19 protein-coding genes are annotated in these 20953 nt (G+C 63.7%); 6 read left to right on the top strand and 13 right to left on the bottom strand.

Annotated features, from left to right (window positions below; translation table 11 throughout):
* Positions 1 to 714: 714 nt before the first annotated feature.
* From LQ954_RS01500 to LQ954_RS01470, 7 genes are all read right to left on the bottom strand, one after another.
* Positions 715 to 1317, bottom strand: a complete 603-nt coding sequence (locus tag LQ954_RS01500) for an SURF1 family cytochrome oxidase biogenesis protein (protein WP_231021590.1) — start codon at positions 1315 to 1317, stop codon at positions 715 to 717.
* Positions 1314 to 1703: a DUF983 domain-containing protein gene (locus LQ954_RS01495; RefSeq protein ID WP_231021589.1), complete on the bottom strand. Its 390-nt coding sequence runs from the start codon at positions 1701 to 1703 to the stop codon at positions 1314 to 1316. Before LQ954_RS01495 ends, LQ954_RS01500 begins: the two co-directional genes overlap by 4 nt.
* Positions 1704 to 1707: 4 nt before the next feature.
* Positions 1708 to 2631 carry a cytochrome c oxidase subunit 3 gene (locus LQ954_RS01490; protein ID WP_227771384.1) on the bottom strand — a complete coding sequence of 308 codons (924 nt, stop codon included), beginning with the start codon at positions 2629 to 2631 and terminating at the stop codon, positions 1708 to 1710.
* 38 nt (positions 2632 to 2669) lie between these two features.
* Entirely contained in the window at positions 2670 to 3215 is a 546-nt protein-coding gene (locus LQ954_RS01485; protein WP_227771383.1) for a cytochrome c oxidase assembly protein, read from the bottom strand.
* A complete protein-coding gene (locus LQ954_RS01480; RefSeq protein ID WP_227771382.1) occupies positions 3212 to 3352 on the bottom strand; it encodes a hypothetical protein in 141 nt (46 codons plus the stop codon). Before LQ954_RS01480 ends, LQ954_RS01485 begins: the two co-directional genes overlap by 4 nt.
* A complete protein-coding gene (locus LQ954_RS01475) occupies positions 3349 to 4248 on the bottom strand; it encodes a heme o synthase (protein ID WP_231021587.1) in 900 nt (299 codons plus the stop codon). The genes LQ954_RS01480 and LQ954_RS01475 overlap by 4 nt, the downstream gene beginning before the upstream one ends.
* Positions 4249 to 4682: 434 nt before the next feature.
* On the bottom strand, positions 4683 to 5384 hold the full coding sequence (locus tag LQ954_RS01470; protein WP_227771380.1) for a nitroreductase family protein: 702 nt from the start codon (positions 5382 to 5384) through the stop codon (positions 4683 to 4685).
* A 95-nt stretch (positions 5385 to 5479) separates the two neighbouring features.
* On the opposite strand from LQ954_RS01470, the gene LQ954_RS01465 reads away from it, so the two are divergent.
* The 5 genes from LQ954_RS01465 to queA all read left to right on the top strand — a co-directional run bounded on the left by LQ954_RS01465 (position 5480) and on the right by queA (position 11998).
* Positions 5480 to 7225 carry an N-acyl-D-amino-acid deacylase family protein gene (locus tag LQ954_RS01465; protein ID WP_231021585.1) on the top strand — a complete coding sequence of 582 codons (1746 nt, stop codon included), beginning with the start codon at positions 5480 to 5482 and terminating at the stop codon, positions 7223 to 7225.
* A gap of 1 nt (position 7226) precedes the next feature.
* Entirely contained in the window at positions 7227 to 8111 is an 885-nt protein-coding gene (locus LQ954_RS01460; protein ID WP_231021583.1) for a 3-keto-5-aminohexanoate cleavage protein, read from the top strand.
* Positions 8112 to 8211: 100 nt separating this feature from the next.
* Positions 8212 to 9957 (top strand): N-acyl-D-amino-acid deacylase family protein, encoded by a 1746-nt coding sequence (locus LQ954_RS01455; protein WP_231021580.1) that lies wholly within the window; start codon positions 8212 to 8214, stop codon positions 9955 to 9957.
* A 68-nt stretch (positions 9958 to 10025) separates the two neighbouring features.
* Positions 10026 to 10823 carry an exodeoxyribonuclease III gene (xth, locus tag LQ954_RS01450; protein ID WP_231022693.1) on the top strand — a complete coding sequence of 266 codons (798 nt, stop codon included), beginning with the start codon at positions 10026 to 10028 and terminating at the stop codon, positions 10821 to 10823.
* A 149-nt stretch (positions 10824 to 10972) separates the two neighbouring features.
* On the top strand, positions 10973 to 11998 hold the full coding sequence (gene queA / locus LQ954_RS01445; protein ID WP_231021578.1) for a tRNA preQ1(34) S-adenosylmethionine ribosyltransferase-isomerase QueA: 1026 nt from the start codon (positions 10973 to 10975) through the stop codon (positions 11996 to 11998).
* 209 nt (positions 11999 to 12207) lie between these two features.
* Here queA and LQ954_RS01440 read toward each other — a convergent pair whose 3' ends face one another.
* From LQ954_RS01440 to LQ954_RS01430, 3 genes are all read right to left on the bottom strand, one after another.
* On the bottom strand, positions 12208 to 12909 hold the full coding sequence (locus LQ954_RS01440) for a TetR/AcrR family transcriptional regulator (RefSeq protein WP_227771364.1): 702 nt from the start codon (positions 12907 to 12909) through the stop codon (positions 12208 to 12210).
* Positions 12910 to 13034: 125 nt separating this feature from the next.
* On the bottom strand, positions 13035 to 15995 hold the full coding sequence (locus LQ954_RS01435; protein ID WP_231021573.1) for a TonB-dependent receptor: 2961 nt from the start codon (positions 15993 to 15995) through the stop codon (positions 13035 to 13037).
* A 590-nt stretch (positions 15996 to 16585) separates the two neighbouring features.
* Positions 16586 to 17425, bottom strand: coding sequence for a hypothetical protein (locus tag LQ954_RS01430; RefSeq protein WP_231021572.1), 840 nt, complete (start codon positions 17423 to 17425; stop codon positions 16586 to 16588).
* Between the two features lie 623 nt (positions 17426 to 18048).
* On the opposite strand from LQ954_RS01430, the gene LQ954_RS01425 reads away from it, so the two are divergent.
* The gene (locus LQ954_RS01425) at positions 18049 to 18684 is read left to right on the top strand and encodes a hypothetical protein (RefSeq protein ID WP_231021570.1); all 636 of its coding nucleotides are present in this window, start codon (positions 18049 to 18051) and stop codon (positions 18682 to 18684) included.
* 134 nt (positions 18685 to 18818) lie between these two features.
* Here LQ954_RS01425 and LQ954_RS01420 read toward each other — a convergent pair whose 3' ends face one another.
* The 3 genes from LQ954_RS01420 to LQ954_RS01410 all read right to left on the bottom strand — a co-directional run bounded on the left by LQ954_RS01420 (position 18819) and on the right by LQ954_RS01410 (position 20948).
* Positions 18819 to 19934, bottom strand: coding sequence for a hypothetical protein (locus LQ954_RS01420; RefSeq protein ID WP_231021568.1), 1116 nt, complete (start codon positions 19932 to 19934; stop codon positions 18819 to 18821).
* 349 nt (positions 19935 to 20283) lie between these two features.
* Entirely contained in the window at positions 20284 to 20586 is a 303-nt protein-coding gene (locus LQ954_RS01415) for an Hpt domain-containing protein (RefSeq protein ID WP_231021567.1), read from the bottom strand.
* Positions 20583 to 20948 carry a response regulator gene (locus LQ954_RS01410; RefSeq protein WP_231021566.1) on the bottom strand — a complete coding sequence of 122 codons (366 nt, stop codon included), beginning with the start codon at positions 20946 to 20948 and terminating at the stop codon, positions 20583 to 20585. Before LQ954_RS01410 ends, LQ954_RS01415 begins: the two co-directional genes overlap by 4 nt.
* Positions 20949 to 20953: the final 5 nt, after the last annotated feature.

Genomic DNA, 20953 nt, shown 5'->3' with positions numbered 1-20953 from the left:
TTAGCTGCGGGAGGGGCCGGATACAACCACGGCCAGCTATTGCCACGCAAAGCCCGCCTTGCTCGCGCAAAGAAGCAAGCGGCAGCCACGTGAATCGTGCAACGCCACCCCGCCTTCGGCGGACCATCTCCGCGAGAGGATTTGGCCCCGATCGAAGGGTGTCCTTTAGCCCCTGGCTGGACGACCTCACACGGGCCGAACCGTTCCCGCTCACCCGAGCCGGGGCCCCGCGATGTTCAAAACACCGACGCAACGGGTGTGATCCTCACCCGAGGATCAAACGGACAAAGACACCGCCCGGCGCCATCCCATCACAAGACCATGCGCCGTCCACAAACGGCGAGACGCCGAGCCCCCACCTTTGACCTCGCCGATGCACGTGCCGGAAGATGCCGATCGCATCGAACAGATTGACCGGCGCCGCTTCTGCTCGCGCCAAATCAATGCCGCCCTTCGCCGTGGCGGCAAGTCGGAATGGTGATGGGGTTACGCCAACCACCGCCCTGCACCGCCGCTGGAGCCAAGCGGGCCCCGCCCCGACCGGCATGGGCTAGGGCAAATGGTCCGCAGTGAAGTGCCGAGACAGGTGACCGATGCGGCCTTGCTCAGGCTTCCTGCGAATGAACCGCTATCCGCCTTGAAACCGCCGCGCCCGTTCCCGCGGATGTACCCGCCTCGCCGCCGTCCCCCTCAAGCGAGGCGCCCCGAGCCTGGCTAGCGCGACCCTCGCCGGCGCAGCGCCAGGACGTAGATGACGCACGCCAGCGCCGCGAAGAACAGCCACTGCCCGGCATACGCCAGGTGGTTGTTCGGCACGAGGCTGATGTCTGGCCGGGTGTTCGCCACAAGACCGGCCAATGGCTTGTCCGACACCAGCAGCATCTCTTGCGGCACATGGCTGAACAGCCGCGAGATCATCGGCGTGGCGTCGGGCGCATGGCTGATCCAGCCGCTCACGCGCCCACCGGACCATTGCACCTCTTTCAGCGGGTCACGCGTGGTGCCCAGCTGAACCTTGATCGCAGGCGTCCCCGCCGCGGTCCGGCATGTGGCGATCAGCCGATAGCCCGCACTCCCCGCTCCGGCGCGACTGATCCCCGTCACGTCCCGGCACAGGGCCGAGGTGCGGCGGAACAGCAGGCGATCGTCCGGCGTGGTGGGGAAAGCGACCGGCGGGCGCACCGGATTGGCCGCCAGCTGCGCCAGCTGCGCCTCTTTCTCGGGCAGCCGCACCAATCCCTGCCACAGACCGAGCGTGATCATGACGGCGACGGCCACGACGACCAGGATCGTCGGCAGGACGGGGATGCGCCTCATCTGCGCAAGCGCCCTTCCGCGGCGCGGTTGCGGTATTCCAGGGCGAGGAGCCAGCCCTTCGCCAGCCGCAGGCTCACCAGCACGCCGCCAAGCGTCACTGGCGTCCAGATCAGCATGTGGAGCCACAGCGGGGGGGACACGCTCAATTCCAGGGCGACGGCGCCGATGGTGACCAGCGTGCCCAGGATCAGCGTCAGGAAAGCGGCCGGCCCGTCGCCGACGTTGAACGCCGCGATGTCGAGGCCGCAGGCGCGGCAACGGTCGGCGAACCGGATCCATCCGGCAAACAGATCAGGGACGCCGCAGCGCGGGCAAAGCCCCTTCAACCCACAATCGAAAGGGCGCGGCTCACCCGATGGGGGAACCGCGCCCGTCTCGTCAGTCACTCGATCAGCCGCCGTGGACCGGCGCGCCCCAACCGCCCCAGATGTAGATGGAGACGAACAGGAACAGCCAAACGACGTCAACGAAGTGCCAGTACCAGGCAGCCGCCTCGAAGCCGAAGTGCTGCTTGGGCGTGAAGTCACCCTTGTACGCGCGGATCAGGCAGACGATCAGGAAGATCGTGCCGACGATCACGTGGAAACCGTGGAAACCGGTGGCCATGTAGAAGGCCGCGCCATAGTTGATTCCCTTGAACGGGAACGGCGCGTGCATGTACTCATAGGCCTGGATCGCGCTGAAGATCAGGCCGAGCACGACCGTCAGCCACAGGCCCTTCAGCACGCCGTCGCGGTCACCAACGCCAAGCGCACCCCACAGGCCGCGCTTCTCGCCGCCACGCTGGTTGTGGATCAGCGCATGGTGCGCCCAGGTCACGGTCGTGCCCGACAGCAGCAGGATCAGGGTGTTGAGCAGCGGCAGTTCAAAGGCGTTGATCACCTCCAGGCCCTTGGGCGGCCACTGCGCGGCAATCACCATCGCTTCGCTCGACCGTTCCACCGCGCCATCGATGAAGCCGATCGCGTCAGGGAAGAGGGCGAAGTCAAAATAGGCCCAGAACCAGCCGACGAAGAACATCACCTCGGAGGCGATGAAAAGGATCATGCCGTAGCGGAAATGCAGCTGCACCACCGGGGTATGATCGCCGGCATGCGCTTCCTTGATGACGTTGCGCCACCAGCAGAACATGGAAAACAGCACCGCGGCCAGGCCTGCGAAGAACAGGAAGCCGCCGCCATTCGGCTTGCCGACATGGCCGCCGTGCATCCACATGATGCCGCCAGCCGCCATGGCCAGCGCCGAGAGGGAGCTGATCATCGGCCAAGGATCGGGTGGTAGAATATGGTAATCGTGGTTCTTGGCGCCGGCCATCGGGCTCTTCCCCTATAGATGCTCGAATTTTCGTCCGCTTAACTCGACGCCTTGTCGGAATCTACCGGGTAAAACGTGTAGCTGAGCGTGATGGTCTCGATATCCCGCGTATCGGGATCCTCAAGGATTTTCGGATCGACGAAGTAGATGACGGGCATGCGCATGCTCTCGCCGGGCTTCAGCGTCTGCTCGGTGAAGCAGAAGCATTCGATCTTGGTGAAATACTGGCCCGCCTGGCTGGGCGTGACGTTGAACGTGGCGGTGCCGGTGACCGGCACGGCCGCACGATTCGTGGCGTTGAAGAACGTCATGTTGCGCGCGCCGACGACCACCGTCTGGTTCGGCTGTTCGGGCGTGAAGCGCCAGGGCAGGCGCGGGCTGGTGTTGGCGTCGAAATCAACCCGCATCCGCGCGTTGACGGCGCCCGGCGCCTCGCCGCCGCGTTGGGTCGTGCCGGCAAAGCCGGTCACCTGGCAGAACAGGCGGTAAAGCGGCACACTGGCAAAGGCGAGGCCGGTCATCAGGAAAATGCCCAGCACGGCAAACGCAGCCGTGCGGCCCTTGCTGGAAAACACCCGAATCATTTCGCGGCGATCCCCTGCTGGATCTTCACCAGCGAGATGGCGAAAACGAGGATCACGAACGCACCCAGCAGCACCGCCATCACGATCGCGCGGCCCTTCTGCCGCCGACGCACCAGATCTTCCTCGTCCTGCCTCATGCCATCCACCGATCGACCACCAACGCCCCGAACACCACGAAAAGGTACAGGATCGAATATTTGAACAGTGCCTTTTCGGGCAGCATCGCATCGTCCGCGCCCGTCGTGCGCATCGCCACCCGCAGCGCCAGCACGCCGAACCAGCCGGTCAGCGCCAGCGAGGCGATGCCATAGATCGGGCCGGTCAGCCCCAGCGGCCACGGCGCCACCGCGGCAAGCGCCATCGGGACGGTGTACAGCCCGATCTGTCGCCGCGTCACCTTCTCGCCCGCCACAACGGGCAGCATCGGCACGCCGGCATTGGCGTAATCGGTCTTCACGAACAGTGCGAGCGCCCAGAAATGCGGCGGCGTCCACAGAAAGACGAGCATGAACAGCAGCAGCGGCAGCAGCGCCACTTCACCGGTCGCCGCGGCCCAGCCGATCAGCGGCGGAAAGGCGCCTGCCGCGCCGCCGATCACGATATTCTGCGGCGTCCGGCGCTTCAGCCACACCGTATAGACCAGGACGTAGAACAGGATGGAAATGCTGAGGATCGCGGCGGCCGCGAAGTTCAGCGCCAGCCCCATCAGGATCACCGAAAACGCCGCGAGCCCCACACCGAAGTGAAGCGCCGACTGGCGCTCCATCCGCCCGGCCGGCAGCGGCCGCCCGGCAGTGCGTTTCATCATCGCGTCGAGATCCGCCTCATACCATTGATTGAGCGTCCCCGCCGCGCCGGCGCCAAGCGCGATGCACAGGATCGCGGTGAAGCCCAGCACCGGATGGATCGACACCGGCGCCGCCAGCATCCCGCACAGCCCGGTGAACACGACAAGCGTCAACACCCGCGGCTTGGTGAGCGCAAGGAAGTCCCGCCAGTCGGCTGGCGGCAGGAGGGGCGTTGCAGGTGTCATCGGTTAACAGGGGGCCATAGTCGCTTGCGCTACGGGGGGAAAGGGGAAGCGTTGCGCGTCTCACCGTCATCCCGGCCTCGCGCCGCGATCCAAGGTGTCGCGAGCGATGGCGATAGAGGGGCAAAAGACAGCGTCCGCGGAAAAATGGATTCCGGATCACGTCCGGGATGACGTGGCCGGATTACTCACCTCACCCCATCGTCATGCCGGACCCATCCCGGCATCCACCGCGCCGCACATCCCACACCAGCGGCGCGCGCGGAGGTCTGGATGCCGGCACAAGGCCGGCATGACGATCGCGACTCGCTACCCACTCCTCCCCTTCCCACGTCATCCCCGCGCAGGCGGGGATCCAGACGCGCAGGTCTCACGAGGAAAGCGGGGCTCAGCGGCTAGAGCCACCCGCCGCCGCGATGCTTATGAAGCACGCCGCATCACCCGTGCAGCACATGATCCCGGTCGCGCACCGTGCGCGCCGTATTCGCCGGATGGTCCGGATCCTCATAGCCAAAAGCGATGCCGAACAAGAGCTTGTGATCGTCCCCCACGCCCAGTTCGCGATGCACGATCTCGGCATGGTGGCTGAGCGCCCCTTGCGCGCAGGACGCAAGGCCGTTCGCGGTCAGCGCCAGCATGAACGACTGGGCATACATGCCGCAGTCCGCCGCCTCGCGCATGCCGGCCCAGGCCGGGATGAACAGGAACATGGCATGCGGCGCATCGAAGAAGCGGAAGTTGCGCAGGAACGATTCGGTGCGCGCCGCCACATCCTCGCGCGCCACGTTGGTCGCCGCGAACAGCGCCTTGGCCGCATCGATCTGCCGCCCGCGATAATGGCCGGGATAAGCGCCGGTCAGCGGGAAGTCCGGCGTCATCTTCGTCCCGGATTTGGCGGCATCGTGCAGCACGGTCCGCATCCGCTCCGCCGACTCCCCCGACACCACATGCGCGGTCCACGGCTGGACGTTGCAATTGGACGGCGCAAGCTGCGCCATGTCGAGCACGCGTTCCAACAGATCGGCGGGAACCGGATCCTTCTTGAAGCCACGTACCGAACGTCGCTCACGCAGCAGACCTTCCAGCACGTCGCTCTCGTTCACCCGCTCCACTGCCCCCGCCACTGCTGCCGTCGCCATCACCCGCTCCTAAGTCACTCGTTCGAATCTCCTTGCCTCATGCCCATGCGGAAGTCACCATCAGGGGCAAAAGACGAAACCGATGGAGAGGCGCGATGTACGACCTGATCATTCGGGGCGGCACGATCGTAGATGGATCGGGCGCGGCCCCTTACCGCGGCGATGTGGCGATTTCGGGCGATCGCATCGTCGCGATCGGCACCGTGACCGGCCCAGCTCGTCGCCAGATCGACGCTACGGGCAAGCTCGTCACCCCCGGCTGGGTCGATATCCACACCCATTATGACGGCCAGATCACCTGGGCCTCGCGAATGGACCCCTCCTCGACGCTCGGCGCCACCACCGTCGTCGTTGGCAATTGCGGCGTCGGCTTTGCGCCTGTCCGCCCGCAGGACCACGATACGCTGATTCGCCTGATGGAGGGCGTCGAGGACATTCCCGGCGCCGCGCTTCACGAAGGACTGTCGTGGCAGTGGGAAAGCTTCGGCGAATATATGGACGCCGTCGACCGGCTGCCGCACGATATCGACGTCGCGGTCCAGGTGCCGCACGGTGCGCTGCGCGTCTATGTGATGGGCGAACGCGGCGCGAACCGCGATCCCGCCACGCCCGAGGAAAATGAGGAGATGCGCCGCCTGACCGCGGAGGCGATCCGCGCCGGCGCGCTCGGCTTCTCCACCACCCGCACGATGGTCCACCGCACCGCCGATGGCGACCTCACCCCGACCGTGCGCGCCGCGCGCGAGGAGATGGAGGCGATCGCCCGCGGCCTGGCGGACGCTGGCTCGGGCGTCCTCCAATGGGTGTCCGACTTCCAGGACATGGACGAGGAGTTCAGCCTGGTACGCGATCTGACGCAGATCGCCGGCCAGCCCCTGAGCTTCTCGATGGTCCAGGCCGATGTCGTCCCCAACCAGTGGCGCGAACTGACCCAGCGGCTCGATGCCGCCGTCGCCGAAGGCTATCCGTTGAAGGCGCAGATCGCCGGCCGCCCGGTCGGGCTGATGCTCGGCCTGCAAGGCTCGGTCCACCCCTTCATCAGCCGGCCCAGCTACCGCGAGATCGCCGACCTGCCGCTCGACCAGAAGGTCGCCCGGATGCGCGATCCCGAATTCCGCGCGCGCCTCATTGCCGAGGCGCCGATGAAGGATCATCCCTTCGTCAATTCGGTCGCCGGCGCGCAGCACAAGATGTTCCGCATCACCGACCGCGTTGATTACGAGCCCGATCCCTCGACCAGCCTCGCGGCGGAGGCAGAGCGGCTCGGCGTCCATCCCGACGAACTGGTCTATGATGCCTTGCTCGAGGACGAGGGCCGCGCCTTCCTCTTCTTCCCGATGCACAATTACGTCGAGGGCAATCTCAACAACGTCCACGCCATGATCACCAATCCCAACACGCTGTCGGGCCTGTCGGACGGCGGCGCGCATGTCGGCGCAATCTGCGACGTCAGCCTGCCGACCTTCATGCTGACGCACTGGTGTCGCGATCGCACGCGCGGCCCCCTGCTCGACCTCGCCGATACGGTGAAGCAGCAGACCCGCGACACCGCGCTCGCCGTCGGGCTCGAGGACCGCGGCCTGCTCGCCCCCGGTTATCTCGCCGACGTCAACGTCATCGATTTCGACCAGCTCGAACTCGGCAAGCCCTACATGATCTACGACCTGCCCACCGGCGCCCGCCGCTTGATGCAAAAGGCGAAGGGTTATGTCGCGACGATCAAGTCGGGCCAGGTGATCTACCGGAATGGCGAGCCGACCGACGCCCTCCCCGGCAAGCTGATCCGCGGCCGCCAGCCCGCGCCCGCCCCGGCGACCGGCCGCGAGGCGGTCGCCGCCTGACATGCCGCCGCTCATCATCGAGGCCGCGCTGAACGGCGCGACGCCCAAGGCGCGCAATCCCAACGTGCCGGTCAGCCCGCAGGAACTCGCCAGCGAGGCGCTGGCCGCGATGGAGGCCGGCGCCGCGATCGTTCACACGCATATCGAGCGGATGGACATGACCGGCGACGTCGCGGTCGACCGCTATATGGAGGCTTATGGCCCCGTGCTCGCGGCGCGCCCTGACGCGATCCTCTGGGGCACCGTCGCCACCGGCCCCGATGTGGAGGCGCGCTTCGGCCATTATCGCGGCCTTGCGCGCGCCGGCGTGCGGATGGGCGCGTTCGATCCCGGCTCGGTCAATCTCGGCACGCACGGCGCCGACGGTTTGCCCGGCGCCTCGGTGCTCTACGCCACCACCTATCGCGACATCGCCTGGCTCGCCGACCTCCACGAACAGGAGAAGCTTGGCCCCGCCATCGCGATCTACGAGCCCGGCTGGCTGCGCACCACGCTCGCCTATGAACAGGCCGGCCGGCTCCCCGCTGGCACCTTCGTGAAGCTCTATTTCGGTGGCCGCTACAATTTCCTCGACGGCAAGCGCAGCAACGTCACCTTCGGCCTTCCGCCGACGGAGAAGGCGCTCGATGCCTATCTCGAATTGCTCGACGGCTCATCGCTTCCCTGGGCGGTCGCTGCGATCGGTGACTGCGTGGTCGAAACCGGCCTCGCCAAACTCGCGATCGAACGCGGCGGCCATGTCCGCGTCGGGCTGGAGGATTTCGGCGGCGAGCGTCGCCCGGGCAATCTGGAGCTGATCGCAGAGGTCGTTGCGCTGGCGAAGCAGGCCGGCCGCCCCGTCGCGACGCCGGATCAGGCAGCGCAAATCCTCGGTCTGCCGCGATGAGGCCGGCGCCCTGTCAGATATGGCCAATCGTCTCCGCAGACAGGCCAATGTTCGCCGGCAACAGGCCGGACTGACCCATTACGACCCCAGGAGAGGCCCTATGTTCGATCTGTTGGTGAAGAACGGCACAATCGTCGACGGCACCGGCGCCCCCCGCTTCCGCGGCGATGTCGCGGTACAGGGCGATCGGATCGTGGCGGTCGGCGTAGTGTCTGGAACAGCACGCGAAACCATCGACGCCGACGGCTGCATCGTCACCCCCGGCTTTGTCGACATCCACACCCATTATGACGGCCAGGTCTCCTGGGACAAAGTGTTGGCCCCCTCCTCCATCAACGGCGTCACTTCCGCCGCGATGGGAAATTGCGGCGTAGGATTCGCCCCCGCCCGTGCCGACAAGCACGACTGGCTGATCCAGCTTCTGGAGGGCGTGGAGGATATTCCCGGCACCGCGCTGGCGGAGGGGCTGACGTGGAACTGGGAAAGTTTTCCCGACTATCTCAATGCCTTGAGCGAGCGCGAATATACGATCGATCTCGGCGCCCACATGCCGCACGCGGCGCTGCGCGCCTATGTCATGGGCGATCGCGGCGGCGACCATATGGAGCGCCCAACCGACGCCGAGGTCGCCCGGATGGCGACGCTCACTGCCGAGGCGATGGAGGCTGGCGCCCTCGGCTTTTCCACCTCGCGCACCCACGCCCACCGCAGCCGCGACGGGCTCAACATCGGCACGCTGACCGCCGAAGACCCCGAATTGCTCGGCATCGCCGCCGCGCTGCGCAAGACCGGCAAGGGGGTCATCCAGCTGATTTCAGACGCTTATCTCACCGCCGACGATGATTTCGCCGCGGCCGAGCTCCAGCTGATTCGCCGCCTCGCCACCACCAGCGGCCGCCGCGTTTCCTTCACCGTGCAGCAGACCGACGACGCCCCGGATCGCTGGAAAAGCATCTACCGCGAGATCGACCAGATGGTCGCCGATGGCCTACCCGTTAGTGCGCAGGTCGCACCCCGCCCGATCGGCGCGATCCTCTCCTTCGCCTCCACCACCAATCCCTTCATCGTCGCGCCCACCTATCGCCGCATCGCGGCGCAAAGCGCCACCGTCGCCGATCGGCTTCAGGCGCTCGCCGACCCGCAGATTCGCGCTGAAATCCTCGCCGAACACGCCGCCTTCCATGCCAGCGAGGGCTTTATTGCGCTGATCACACGCGGTTTTTCGCGCATGTTCCGCATGACCGACCCGGTCGATTACGAACCGCATGAGAGTCAGTCTATAGCCGCCGAGGCTGCCCGCGCTGGCGTCGATCCCGCCGCCTACGTCTATGATGCCCTGATGGAGGAAGGCGGCCGCCGCCTCCTCTACATGCCGCTGATCAACTATGCGCGCGGCAACCTCGACGACGTCCACGGCATGATGACCGGTAATCATGTGCTCTACGGGCTGTCGGACGGCGGCGCGCATTGCGGCACGATCTGCGACGGCAGCTTCCCGACCACGACGATCGCGTTATGGTCACGGGGCAGCAAGTCAGGGCTCAGCGCGCCACTCGAGCAGCTGGTGCACGGCTATACGCAGCGCAACGCGCGCCATGTCGGCTGGCACGACCGCGGCGCGCTGGCACCTGGCCTGCTGGCCGACCTCAACGTCATCGCACTGGACAACTTGCAACTCGCCCCACCGGAAATCGTGCAGGATCTCCCCGCCGGCGGCACGCGCCTGCTCCAGCAACCGCGCGGCTACCGTTGGACGGTGAAGTCAGGCGTGCCGACTTTCGAACAGGGCGAATGGACTGGCCGGACGCCCGGGCGCCTGGTGCGGGGCGCGCGGGCGGTCGCCTGATCAACAGCTCGGGCTGGCATGGATAGGCCAGCCCGAGCGCTCGTAGCCACAGACTATGGAGAGCGCGCCTGAAGATCGCCACCTACAATGTGAACGGCGTGAACGGCCGGCTTCCAGTGCTCCTGCGCTGGCTGGAAGAAACCCGGCCCGACATTGTTGCGCTTCAGGAATTAAAGGCACCGGACGAACGCTTTCCCGCCGCCGCGCTGGCGGACCAGGGCTATGAGGCGATCTGGCATGGGCAAAAGAGCTGGAACGGTGTCGCCATTCTCAGCCGCGTCGGCTCGATCCACGAAACCCGGCGCGGACTACCCGACGATCCCGATCCCTCACAGAGCCGCTACCTGGAAGCGGCAGTAAACGGCGTGCTGGTCGCCGCTTTGTATCTTCCGAACGGCAATCCCCGGCCCGGCCCAAAGTTCGACTATAAGCTGGCTTGGTTTGATCGATTGATCGATCACGCCTCCGCACTGCTGGCAAGTGGCGCGCCAGTCGTTTTGGCTGGCGATTTCAATGTCATGCCGACGGATAAGGATGTCTACAAGCCGGAGCGGTGGCAGGATGATGCGCTGTTCGCGCCTGAGGTGCGCGCCCGCTTCGCCAGGCTGCTGGCGCAAGGCTGGACGGATTCTCTTCGTCACCTTCACCCAGAAGATACGATCTACACGTTCTGGGATTATTTCCGGAACGCATGGGCACGCAACGCAGGTTTACGGATTGATCATCTGTTGCTGAGCCCGTCGCTGGCAGGTCGCTTGGTCGGCGCCGGCGTTGATTGCGACGTGCGCGGATGGGAGAAGACCAGCGATCACGCTCCCACGTGGATCGAACTCGACGACCCCGTGCGCCCGCGCAAGGTGCGGTAGCGCGCCCGGGCGCAGCGAAGAGTTCACTTGCCCTTGCCGGCGATCGCCGCAAAGGCACGCGCCGAGGTTGCGCCACCTGACCTGCGTGCCGGTGCGGCGTCCTCCATCCCTCGTCGGGATGTCCGATCACGAATGTCCGGATTGCTTCCATGAACGTCGACCAGTTCGATTTCGATCTGCCTCAAGAGCGCATTGCCCTGCGGCCCGCATCCCCCCGCGACTCCGCGCGAATGCTCGTGCTCGACGGCGCATCGACCCGCGATCGCAGCGTTGCCGATCTCCCCGGCGAACTGCGCGCCGGCGACCTTCTCGTCTTCAACGATACGCGGGTGATCCCCGCGCAGCTTGAAGGCACACGCGGCGCCGCAAAGATCGGGGCGACACTCCACAAGCGGGAAGGACCGCGTCGCTGGCGCGCCTTCATCCGCAATGCGAAGCGACTGCGCGATGGCGATCCGATCGACTTCGGGCAAGGTGTCATTGCCGCCGCCTCGGACCGGGCAGAGGACGGCAGCTTCGCCCTCGAGTTCGCGGGTGATGAGCCGGTGGAGTTGCTGCTTGAACGTGCCGGCCAGATGCCTCTTCCACCCTATATCGCGGCGAAGCGACCGACCGACGCACGGGATGCCGACGATTACCAGACGATGTTCGCACGGGAGGCAGGAGCGGTCGCTGCGCCAACCGCAGCCCTGCATTTTACGCCGGACCTGCTGGCCGCGATCGAAGCGGCGGGCGTCGGCCATGCCACGCTAACGCTGCATGTGGGCGCGGGAACGTTTCTTCCCGTGAAGGCAACCGATACCGCCGACCACCAGATGCACGCCGAATGGGGCCGTATCGATAGGGCGACAGCAGAGCGTCTCAACGCCGTTCGGGCGAGTGGCGGTCGAGTGATCGCAGTGGGCACGACGTCCCTTCGCCTGATTGAAAGCGCAGCGACACCGGACGGGCTCGTGCACCCCTTCGAAGGAGACACGTCAATCTTCATAACGCCAGGCTATCGTTTCCGGGGTATAGACGGACTGATCACCAACTTTCACTTGCCCCGCTCGACACTGTTCATGCTGGTATCGGCGCTGATGGGGCTTGACCGAATGCAAGCGGCATACGCCCATGCGATCGAGAATGGTTACCGTTTCTACTCGTACGGAGACGCCTCGCTGCTCCTGCCGTGATATGCTTGCGGCGGGTGGCTTCGCGGATCTCAGCCGACAGAGAGTAGATCTGTGTTGCCCGCAACTTGGATCGCTTGAACCCCTTTTTTGAGCAGCGCTAACGCCGGCCCCGCGGCGCAGGATGGAGGTCAACCGCCTCGTACCCGCAGGGGAGCGCCAAACGTCCAGACCAACTCAGCAGCCGGGGTGCCGTCCTCAAGCTAGGCGCTCTAGCCGGATCTTTTGTGAGTGTTGGACTGATCACGGTTCGCTGCAACATATTTGAACCCCGCAGCCATGAAGAGAACCATCCGATCTCTGATCGCGTCCACATCACCGCAGCTGGACGGTCCCGCTGAAAGCTTGTTGATTGGACACGGCTGAGCGAGCGAGAGCATCAGTGCGCCTCTCAAAAAGTGACATCCCCAGAGAATGTCCTCGTCGGAGCACCCGGGTAGTGCCTTCTTCAGCAACTCAACGAGCCGCAGCACTACGGGACTGAAGTGCGCGTCAATCAATGCGGCACCGCTATCTGGCAGCTCATTCAGCTGAGCACCCAAAGCACCATAATGCCGCCAGCCGGAGTCATCCGGCTTTGGGTCGGTATCCAAATATGCGCGCAAAATTCCTTCAACGGTTAGCTCGCCAGCAGCCTCACGCTCGTACGACGCCAAGGCCGCCATGCGGCGCTCGCTTGTTCGCGGCGTGCGTTGGGTAATCACTGTTTCAAACAGGTGCTGTTTGTCTTTGAAGTAGTAGGCAAGCAGCGTGTTATGTACCCCCGCCGCCTGAGCGACGTCTTTGAGCATCACGTCGGCTAGGCCGTATCGGGAGAAGAGCTCCTCTGCTACGTCGAGGATCCGCTCTGACGTTGGTACTCGCCGGGGCGCTTTGATCGGGTGGGGCGACCCGTGAATCGCTGACTTAGCCATAACACCTCGACGCCTCACTGCTCGCCTCAAGGTAAACATGGTGGCACAGGACCGACGGTGTCTCTCGGCACCGCCCATCCAAGACAATCAACCTGCCTCGTCAGGACGTTGGCAGGAGCAGATGATCAAAATTTCACGCCCGCTGCGATGCCATAGCGGCGAGGCTCGAGCGTGAAGATGTTCGTGAAGAGGCCCGACGACTGATCCGTCAGGTAGAGCCCGGTCGTTGCACTGTTGTCGAATATGTTCTGAATAAAGCCACGCACGAACCAGCGGTCATTCAGCCCGTTTAGCTGGATTTGAGCGTTGGCCTGTTCATAGCCCTCGATACGATTGATGCGGCCGTTGAAGATGTTGCCGTAGCTCTCCCCTGTGTACGTGAGGTCGAACCGCGGAACGAGGCTCATGCCATTGGCGAACTCGAACGTCTTTTGCACGCCGGCCGAGAACTTCACCACCGGAGCCTGTGGCAACTCATTGCCTTTCAAGCTGATCCCAATGCCTTCCAGCACCGAAATCGCGCCAGCAGTATTCGCTGCCGCCCCCGTCAGCACTGAGCAGAGGCCAAAGGCACCGGTCGCCGCACCGACATTGGCATCGGCCGGGAATGGCTGCGGCCCACGCAGGCCGAGCCCAGTATTAACCGCGGTAACGAATGCCTGGGCGGCCGCCGCACCGCCGGCGTTCGCCAGGACGACGCAGTTGGAGGCATTGCCGATATCCTTGATGATGACGGTGTTCGGGTTGCCACCGGACACGTCGCGCTGATTGATGAACGGCGCAGACGAGGTCACCTTGGTGTTTAGATAGCTTGCGCCAAAATTCACCACCCAGCCCGGACCTGGTCGGATCGTGGACTCGGCTTCCACGCCCCAGATATCCGCATCGATATTGTCGTTGATCGAGGTTCGCGCGACGATCCGACTGAGCTGCAAACCCTTATACTTGTAGTAGAATCCCGTGAGGTTCAGCGTCAGCTTGCCGTCAGCGAAGGTGTTCTTGGAACCAATTTCGAAGGCGTTGATGATTTCCGGCTGGAATGCATCAGGCACGGTAAGGCCGGGCACCTGCACCGGAGGGTTGAAACCGCCCGATTTGTACCCGCGCGAATACGAGGCGTAGAGCAGGTTGTCGTCGGTGATCTTGTAATCAACTACCGCGCGCCCGGTAATCTCGTCGAACGTTCGATTCCGTACGGCATAAGGCTGAATACCTGGGATAACGGGATCGGCGTCATACAATGCTGCGCGCGGCGCATCGAAGGCGCTGCCTGTCTGGGTATAGGGCACGGCGAAACTCGCCAGCGTCGAACGCGATCGAACGAACTTCTTGTCGTTGTTGTAACGGGCGCCAAGCGTCAGCTTCAGGCTGTCCGAGAACTGGAAGTAGGTTTCACCGAAAATGCCGTATGACTTCAAACGGAACAGATCGGTGTTGCTACGGAAGAACGGCGTTGCCGAAAATTCCGGCGCCCGCCCCGCACCTAGCGCACCCACGCTGCCCAGAATTCCAGTCACGTAATCGATGGCAAAGGCGTTGACGTAGTAGTCGCCGTCGCGAACCTTGGCGTCGACATAAATCCCGCCCAGCAGGAAGTTGAACAAGCCGTCGAAGTTCGACGAGATGATCGCCTCTGCCGACCAGTCCCGTGTCTTCTGCACCGAACGGTCATAGGCGTTGGGGATCGGGCCGCAGCGGGCGAACCCGCCATAGACGCCAAGCCCGGACTTCTCGGGCAGTGAGGTACACAGGTCGCCCTGTGGCCCATTGGGAATTATCGCCCGGGCGATTGGCTGGAAGTACGCTGCGGGAAGGCCGGGGACGCCGCCGGCCGCGGCCGCCGCCAGCGTGTTGAGCGTCGGCTGGATCAGCGAGCGGTTGCTGACGCCGAGGTTATAGTCCTGCGACGAATCAACCGATGTCTCGTGATAGAAGCCGGTTAGCTGCGCCCTGACCGGGCCAAAACTATGCTCGATCCGCCCCTGTACCGTCAGTTCGTCGGTCTTGTAGGTCGGGTTGAACGCCGTGTAGACCTCGCGCGGATCATCGAGGATCGGGTTGCCGGCATAAGCGTCCGGCCCGTAGAGGCTGCCTAGGCCAAGAGCGTTGCCCAACGCGGGGCTTCCAAAGGCGATGGACAGGAACTCTCGGCTGCCAAGCGTACCTGTGAAGGTTGAATTGGTGTTGGTGCGCCCCCCGTCGCGCCGATTGTTGAGGCAGCCGAGTACGCCGGTCGGATCGGTTTGGCACAACTGCTTCTGAATGCGCAGCCGGTCGTCATCCTCCTTGAAGTAGGAGGCGAGCAGGTCGACCGTCGTGTCGATGGAGGGCTCCCAACGGATCGAGCCGCGCACCGAGTACATGTCCCGCCCGTCGATACGGCTGTTGTCGAAGGTGTTGAGGGTATAGCCGTCGCGATTGAGGTAGAAGCCGGCAACGCGCACCGCCAGCGTTTCACCCAGTGGCAAGTTGATCATCGCTTTGGCGCGGATCGAGTCGTAATTGCCATATTCCGCCTCGGCGGTAGCAGCGAACTTGTCGGTACGCGGCTTGGCGCTGATGAAGTTCACGACGCCCGATGAAGCCGAGCGGCCGAACAGCGTGCCTTGCGGCCCACGCAGCACCTCAACCCGTTCGAGATCGAAATATTCCGTTTCGAAGATGCGGGTCGCCAGCAATGGCGAGCCGTTGAGGTGAATGGCGGTTGCCTGATCGCAGGAAATGCCAACACACAAGTCGCCAATGCCGCGGATCGTAAAGCTTGAGCCGGAGAAATTACCCTTTGAGAACGTCACATTTGGAAGGGTGAGCTGGAGGTCGGACGCGTTGTCGATCTGTTGCGCCTCCAACGCGGCGGCTGAAAAGGCGCTCACCGCGATTGGCACTTCCTGCAGTGTCTGCGATTGGCGCTGGGCAGTAACGATGATGTCCGCCCCGTAGCCGCTGTCCTGCGCCGTGGATGCTGGCGCAGGCGGCGAGGATTGTGCCTGTGCCTGTGCCTGTGCCTGTGCCTGTGCCTGTGCGATCGATGGGTACGCTAGGAAGAGCGCTATTGCGGTAGCGCCGAACAGCTCAAACTTCTTCATTGGCATCCTCCCAGAGCCCTTGCCGCCGGTTCGTACCGGTCTAGCCAATGGGTCCGGATCGGATCCTGTGTCGCATGATTGCCCACGTCAAATCAGAATCGTAATATTAGTACTTTTCCTTAATGTCTCAAAAAACAATAATGCGTTATGAAAAGGCTGATAGTCAGGCGCTCGCTGCGTCCATGGAGAGACATCGGACGAGGAGCGCCTCGGTTCGCCAGCACCCCTACTCAGACTTGGCCTTCAACTGACCGCAACCCTGCGGATTGTAGCTAGCTCCAGCGGCTGCTGAAATTTCAGCCGCTGACAAGGACGCGAGCCGCCAGCTCATCACGAACATAGCTACCTAGCTTACGTTGGCCCGCCTCGCATCCATCGAATCGCGCATCTGTTGACCGAGGGCTGCCGCGCCAAATTGCGGGCGCTTGTCTGCGCGACATGATGACATCAACACCGCCACGGGAAGAGCGGGGGAGAAGCGCGTGCTTTGCCGCGTGATCGCCAGGGAAGCGGCACCTGTTGTCCGACCCATCATGATCGACGGTGGTTCACTGCCTTCTCGCCATCGACGTACCACAGACGCCGATCTGTCACCGAGGCGGAGGGGACGCGGGGATCGAAGCGTCGCCGAGCGCGATAGCCGGCGACGTTTCTGTGCTGGCCTCCGACTGGTCGGTGTCGTCCGCCGATGTGTCCGTGTCCGCCGCCACCAGGTCATCTCCGCCCAGCGTCGCGACCGCGGCGGGCGGGGCCTCCACGATGGGTGCGTCGATGGTTCGCACCACCGGTGGCGGGATCACCGGAGGTGGAGCTGGCTGATAATAGTCTCGCCAAGCGTCGTATGCCGCGTAAAACTCGACAAACGGGCGGTCGAGCCGCAGCAGCGCCGCTCGGGCAAAAGCAGGTAGGTCGTCATCCTCGACTTGAATGACTTTCGCGACCTCCTCACGGGCTACCGCGCAAAAGGCCGCTCGAATCGCCGGCTGCGCGTAGAAATTGTAGATGCGCGTCTGATTGTCGTCATAGACACGTTGCCAGTCCCACCAACCGGGTGCCTGCCATTCCCGAATGTAGGCTTGATAGTAGCGATCGATCGCGGCGGCACGTGTCCTGAGCCAGGCGTTATAATGCTCGAGCACCCCGCCACCTGCCTGGTCGCAGCCAAGCGCGGCGACGTTCAGTGCGTTGCGCAGATGCCAGACGGCAGCCTGGTCAGTATTGTCGAGATTGGGTGTGAAATACTTGCCATCGGCCCGCTTGGTCGGAATCTTCATGCCGATATAGCCACCCGCTGGCATCACCGGCGGCGGCGGCGGCAGCGTCGCGACAACCGGCGGCGGCTGCACGGGAGCAATCGGCGTGGCGCAACCAGACAGGGCGAGAGCTAGTCCGCCTGCCAGTCCCCAGCCGAGGTTCGCGCGCAATGTCATCGTGTCGCCCAGATAATCCGTCGCCCCGCGCTTAGCCCGTGGCGGCTGAACATCACAAGAATGGCTAATCACCACTCGCCCCTCTCTCCCTTCAATCAGTCGAGGATGCGGCCGAGCCGTCGGCGCTGACCTGGACGCAAGCGATCGCAGCGGCGTCATGGCGCGCCACGCCGCGACAAATGGCTATTGTCGGGAAGTGCGACGCTAACGCCCCGCTCAACGTATCGTTCACTACGAAGATCCTGTGGCTCGGCGGCGCAAGGCGTTGGTCGCTGGATTGCTCATGAGCGGCCTCATAAGCGCCACAACGCACGACCCCACCAAAAGCACCCCACTTGCGGTTGCTCCGGCGCTAGCTCAGTCTTTTTGAAGACAGCGCCCCTCGGCGCTGACGGGCTTGATGGGGGGCTGCGGCCTATGCGCGTGCGATTGAAAGTGGCTAATGTGCCTACTCTTCCGGAGACGCGTCGCCGCTTCCTTCCTGCGGCGTTGCGCGGACACCGAGCAGAGGGATATCCGCAGGGCAGCCAGAAAACACTTCACGACGGCACCACGCCCAATGGGACTTATCAAATCCTGGCGTGACCTCAGGACGCCAACTTCAAAGTCAGACAGGGATCTCCATGCCAGCCGATAGAATAGCAGCGCCAGGCATCGCGCCAGAAATCGAGATCCCGGCCGACCCTCACATGCCCCCTGAGGCGGTAGAGAAGCTTACCGAACTACTGGAGATGTCGAGCTGCTTTCTTGAGTATGGCGCGGGCGGAAGCACGCGGCTTGCCGGCAGAATAGGCGTTAGAGATGTCTATTCCGTGGAAAGCGATAAGATCTTTCTCAAAGCGGTTGGCGACGCTCTCGATAGAGACAGGAGCTCAGCAACGTTTCATCCAGTATTCGCGGATATTGGTCCTACTAAGGAGTGGGGAAATCCCGTTGATAACTCAGGGGTCAGGCGATGGCCAGACTATCCGCTCGGGGTTTGGGACGTACTGCGGACGCACCAGGTCATGCCCGACCTGATACTTGTGGACGGCCGCTTCAGGCTGGCTTGCACCCTCGCCAGCCTCTTACACGCTCCCGCAGGCACCACGATAATGATTGACGACTACATCAAGAGAGAGCGCCATTATCAGCCGTTCACTCGTTACGCCAAGATCAAGCAGCTTGTAACACGCTGTGCCATCGTCGAGGTACCGGAACGGCTCGACTATCGATCACTGGCGGTAGATCTTGCTCGCGCCTGTACGCAGACCCGGTAAGTACAAAATACCGGTCTCGCGACGATTCCATATCCTCTGCCAATTAGACGCAGGCTTCGTTCGTTATCGCTGGGTCCAGCAGTTCGGTCGCCACTCCCGACATCCTATGTTGTCCAACCCCGTGGGCGACATTGTCACGCCTGCGCCCCATCACGTGCCACGAGGTCCAACGCGGCTAGCCAGGCGCGTGCCATTTCAAGGTGATTGTGCCGGGCTCTCGCTCGCTCCTGACTGAGCTGGGAACGCGCCGCGAAGTTTTCCAGATGTGCGGTCGCCGCCTCAAGCAGCGCCGCCTCATCATCGTAACTTTCTACCTGCGATACGGCTGGCAGCATCAGCAGCTCACGCGGTATGTCACCGCGTCGCGCCAGCACCAGGGCGCCGGCCATTTGCGCCTCGACGATCTCGTTTTCGTAGAGGCCAAGAAACATTCGGTGCCCGTCCGGAGTGCGCGCCAAGCCTTTGACGTGCTCGCTGTGCTCGAAGTCGATCGGCATGTAGAGCCACAGCCGGTTGAGAAACCGGTCATAATAGTCGCGCAGCGGAAGCGTCGGCACTCCTTCACTACCCAGCGTGTCCACCTCCTCGCGCACACTCAGGAAGCGCAGGTCCGGCCATTGGCCGCGCAGTTGTTGGCCCAGCCTCGCGATGTGACCCCGGCCGCGGGCCGTATCTGCGCTTTTGGCCTGGTCCAGGCCGATCGTAGGCACCTTCCCACGCCCGTTGCCGTCCAGCCAGTCTGCGATGAACCCACGCGGTACATAGCGGAGTCGACGCTTCTGGTCGGGGAAATTCGCTCGCACGATCTGCTGGTCGGCGCGCAGCGATAGCGCAACCAGGTCGAAGTCCTTCAGATACGCGTTCACCCGCGCGGAGTCGCGGGCACGTTCCCCCGTGAACGCACGAGGCACGTTCTTGGTGCGGAGCATGGATGGACGACGAAGCTCCGGCAGCAGCCGCACGTCCTTTACATTATAGGTCTGCCAAACCAGCACATCCGCCGGCTCCAGGTCGGCCAACCCTGCGAGCGGCTTCACGTCGAACCGTCCGCCGAAGCGGGGCAGGTCATCGAAGCTGCGGTAGCCAGCGCGGCGCAGCCAGCTGCGGGGATCTCGCCCAGTCGTTTGCGGCAAGTACAGCGTCACCTCGCAGCCGTGCGCCTCGAAACCAAGCGCCTCATTCAGCGACATGGCCGCGTTGAAGCCAGGCGTCAGCGCCGTATGCAGGCCGACTATGGCAATTTTTCGCAACGTGCCCTCCTCACTTCGTGCCCCCCACCCGATCGGCAGTCACGTGCGGCTTGGCCGAACAATAGAAATTGCTTCGGTGCAAGCAGGCAATCACGTCCCTTTCGACGTCGCTGTGAAGCTGCGACGTCGGACTGGCCTTCATCCTCTCAGAACCACGGCACCGGGGGCGGTTCAAACCGAACCTGATCCGCATTGAAGCACGTCGATCGCCGGCCGAATGCGCGATAGTCAGCGCTTGCCCCATGACACGGCAAACGGACCCAAGGCCTCCGTCTCTGGCTCCGCTGTTATATCCTGGGCACTAAAGTCACGCGGCGGGGAGTGCTCCCGGAGCCGTGACACGATGTGATCACGGTTCGGGGTCCTGAACTGTCGCTGTCAGCATTTCCAGCAATTGATCGATCAAACGGTCGCGAAGGTCGGGCTCCTGATCATTGACAATGGCGTCCTCAACCCGACGCGCTGCCCCGCCAAGTTCAGTGAAGCCGAACAAGCCCGCATTCCCCGCCAAGCGATGGCAGATCGCTTGCAGGGCAGCCGCATCCGCCCCCGCATGCGCGACAAGAAGCGCTTCTCGATCCTCACTCAAGCGCTTGAGGAACCGCGCCCGAAGCGGACGCATCCGCTCCGTCAGATCGGTCGGTTCGTTCACGACAGATATGCTCGCGCTTGCGTCGCCAGCGTCATAGGATCGAATGGCTTGGCGATCACGCCTGCAGCCCCAAGCGCCTTCAGCCGCTCGACCTCCTTTTCCTGGAAGCGAGCCGTGATGAACACGACAGGGATGGCGGCACTGGATGCCTCTGCGCGCAATCGTGCCAGCGTTTCGGGTCCATCCATTCCGGGCATCATCACGTCGAGCAGCACCAGATCAGGCGTCCAGCTGGCCACCGCGTCAATGGCCTCGGCGCCACTTGAGCACAACCGGACCTCCAGATCGGGATCCAGTTCCAGCGACATCTCGGCGATCTGCCGAATATCGTCGTCATCATCGACATAGAGAATGCGGGGCATGGGAG

It is taken from the genome of Sphingomonas sp. IC-11 (genome assembly GCF_021043365.1).
Classification (GTDB): domain Bacteria; phylum Pseudomonadota; class Alphaproteobacteria; order Sphingomonadales; family Sphingomonadaceae; genus Sphingomonas.
Note: the sequence above shows the minus strand (reverse complement) of the source record. Positions and strands in the feature narration are given on the sequence as shown.

Excerpts from the sequence above, each read along its gene's own strand:
- LQ954_RS01500 (WP_231021590.1), bottom strand. The coding sequence starts at position 1,317 with ATGAGGCGCATCCCCGTCCTGCCGACGATCCTGGTCGTCGTGGCCGTC.
- LQ954_RS01490 (WP_227771384.1), bottom strand. The coding sequence starts at position 2,631 with ATGGCCGGCGCCAAGAACCACGATTACCATATTCTACCACCCGATCCT.
- LQ954_RS01485 (WP_227771383.1), bottom strand. The coding sequence starts at position 3,215 with ATGATTCGGGTGTTTTCCAGCAAGGGCCGCACGGCTGCGTTTGCCGTG.
- LQ954_RS01480 (WP_227771382.1), bottom strand. The coding sequence starts at position 3,352 with ATGAGGCAGGACGAGGAAGATCTGGTGCGTCGGCGGCAGAAGGGCCGC.
- LQ954_RS01475 (WP_231021587.1), bottom strand. The coding sequence starts at position 4,248 with ATGACACCTGCAACGCCCCTCCTGCCGCCAGCCGACTGGCGGGACTTC.
- LQ954_RS01470 (WP_227771380.1), bottom strand. The coding sequence starts at position 5,384 with ATGGCGACGGCAGCAGTGGCGGGGGCAGTGGAGCGGGTGAACGAGAGC.
- LQ954_RS01465 (WP_231021585.1), top strand. The coding sequence starts at position 5,480 with ATGTACGACCTGATCATTCGGGGCGGCACGATCGTAGATGGATCGGGC.
- LQ954_RS01460 (WP_231021583.1), top strand. The coding sequence starts at position 7,227 with ATGCCGCCGCTCATCATCGAGGCCGCGCTGAACGGCGCGACGCCCAAG.
- LQ954_RS01455 (WP_231021580.1), top strand. The coding sequence starts at position 8,212 with ATGTTCGATCTGTTGGTGAAGAACGGCACAATCGTCGACGGCACCGGC.
- queA (WP_231021578.1), top strand. The coding sequence starts at position 10,973 with ATGAACGTCGACCAGTTCGATTTCGATCTGCCTCAAGAGCGCATTGCC.
- LQ954_RS01440 (WP_227771364.1), bottom strand. The coding sequence starts at position 12,909 with ATGGCTAAGTCAGCGATTCACGGGTCGCCCCACCCGATCAAAGCGCCC.
- LQ954_RS01435 (WP_231021573.1), bottom strand. The coding sequence starts at position 15,995 with ATGAAGAAGTTTGAGCTGTTCGGCGCTACCGCAATAGCGCTCTTCCTA.
- LQ954_RS01430 (WP_231021572.1), bottom strand. The coding sequence starts at position 17,425 with ATGACATTGCGCGCGAACCTCGGCTGGGGACTGGCAGGCGGACTAGCT.
- LQ954_RS01425 (WP_231021570.1), top strand. The coding sequence starts at position 18,049 with ATGCCAGCCGATAGAATAGCAGCGCCAGGCATCGCGCCAGAAATCGAG.
- LQ954_RS01410 (WP_231021566.1), bottom strand. The coding sequence starts at position 20,948 with ATGCCCCGCATTCTCTATGTCGATGATGACGACGATATTCGGCAGATC.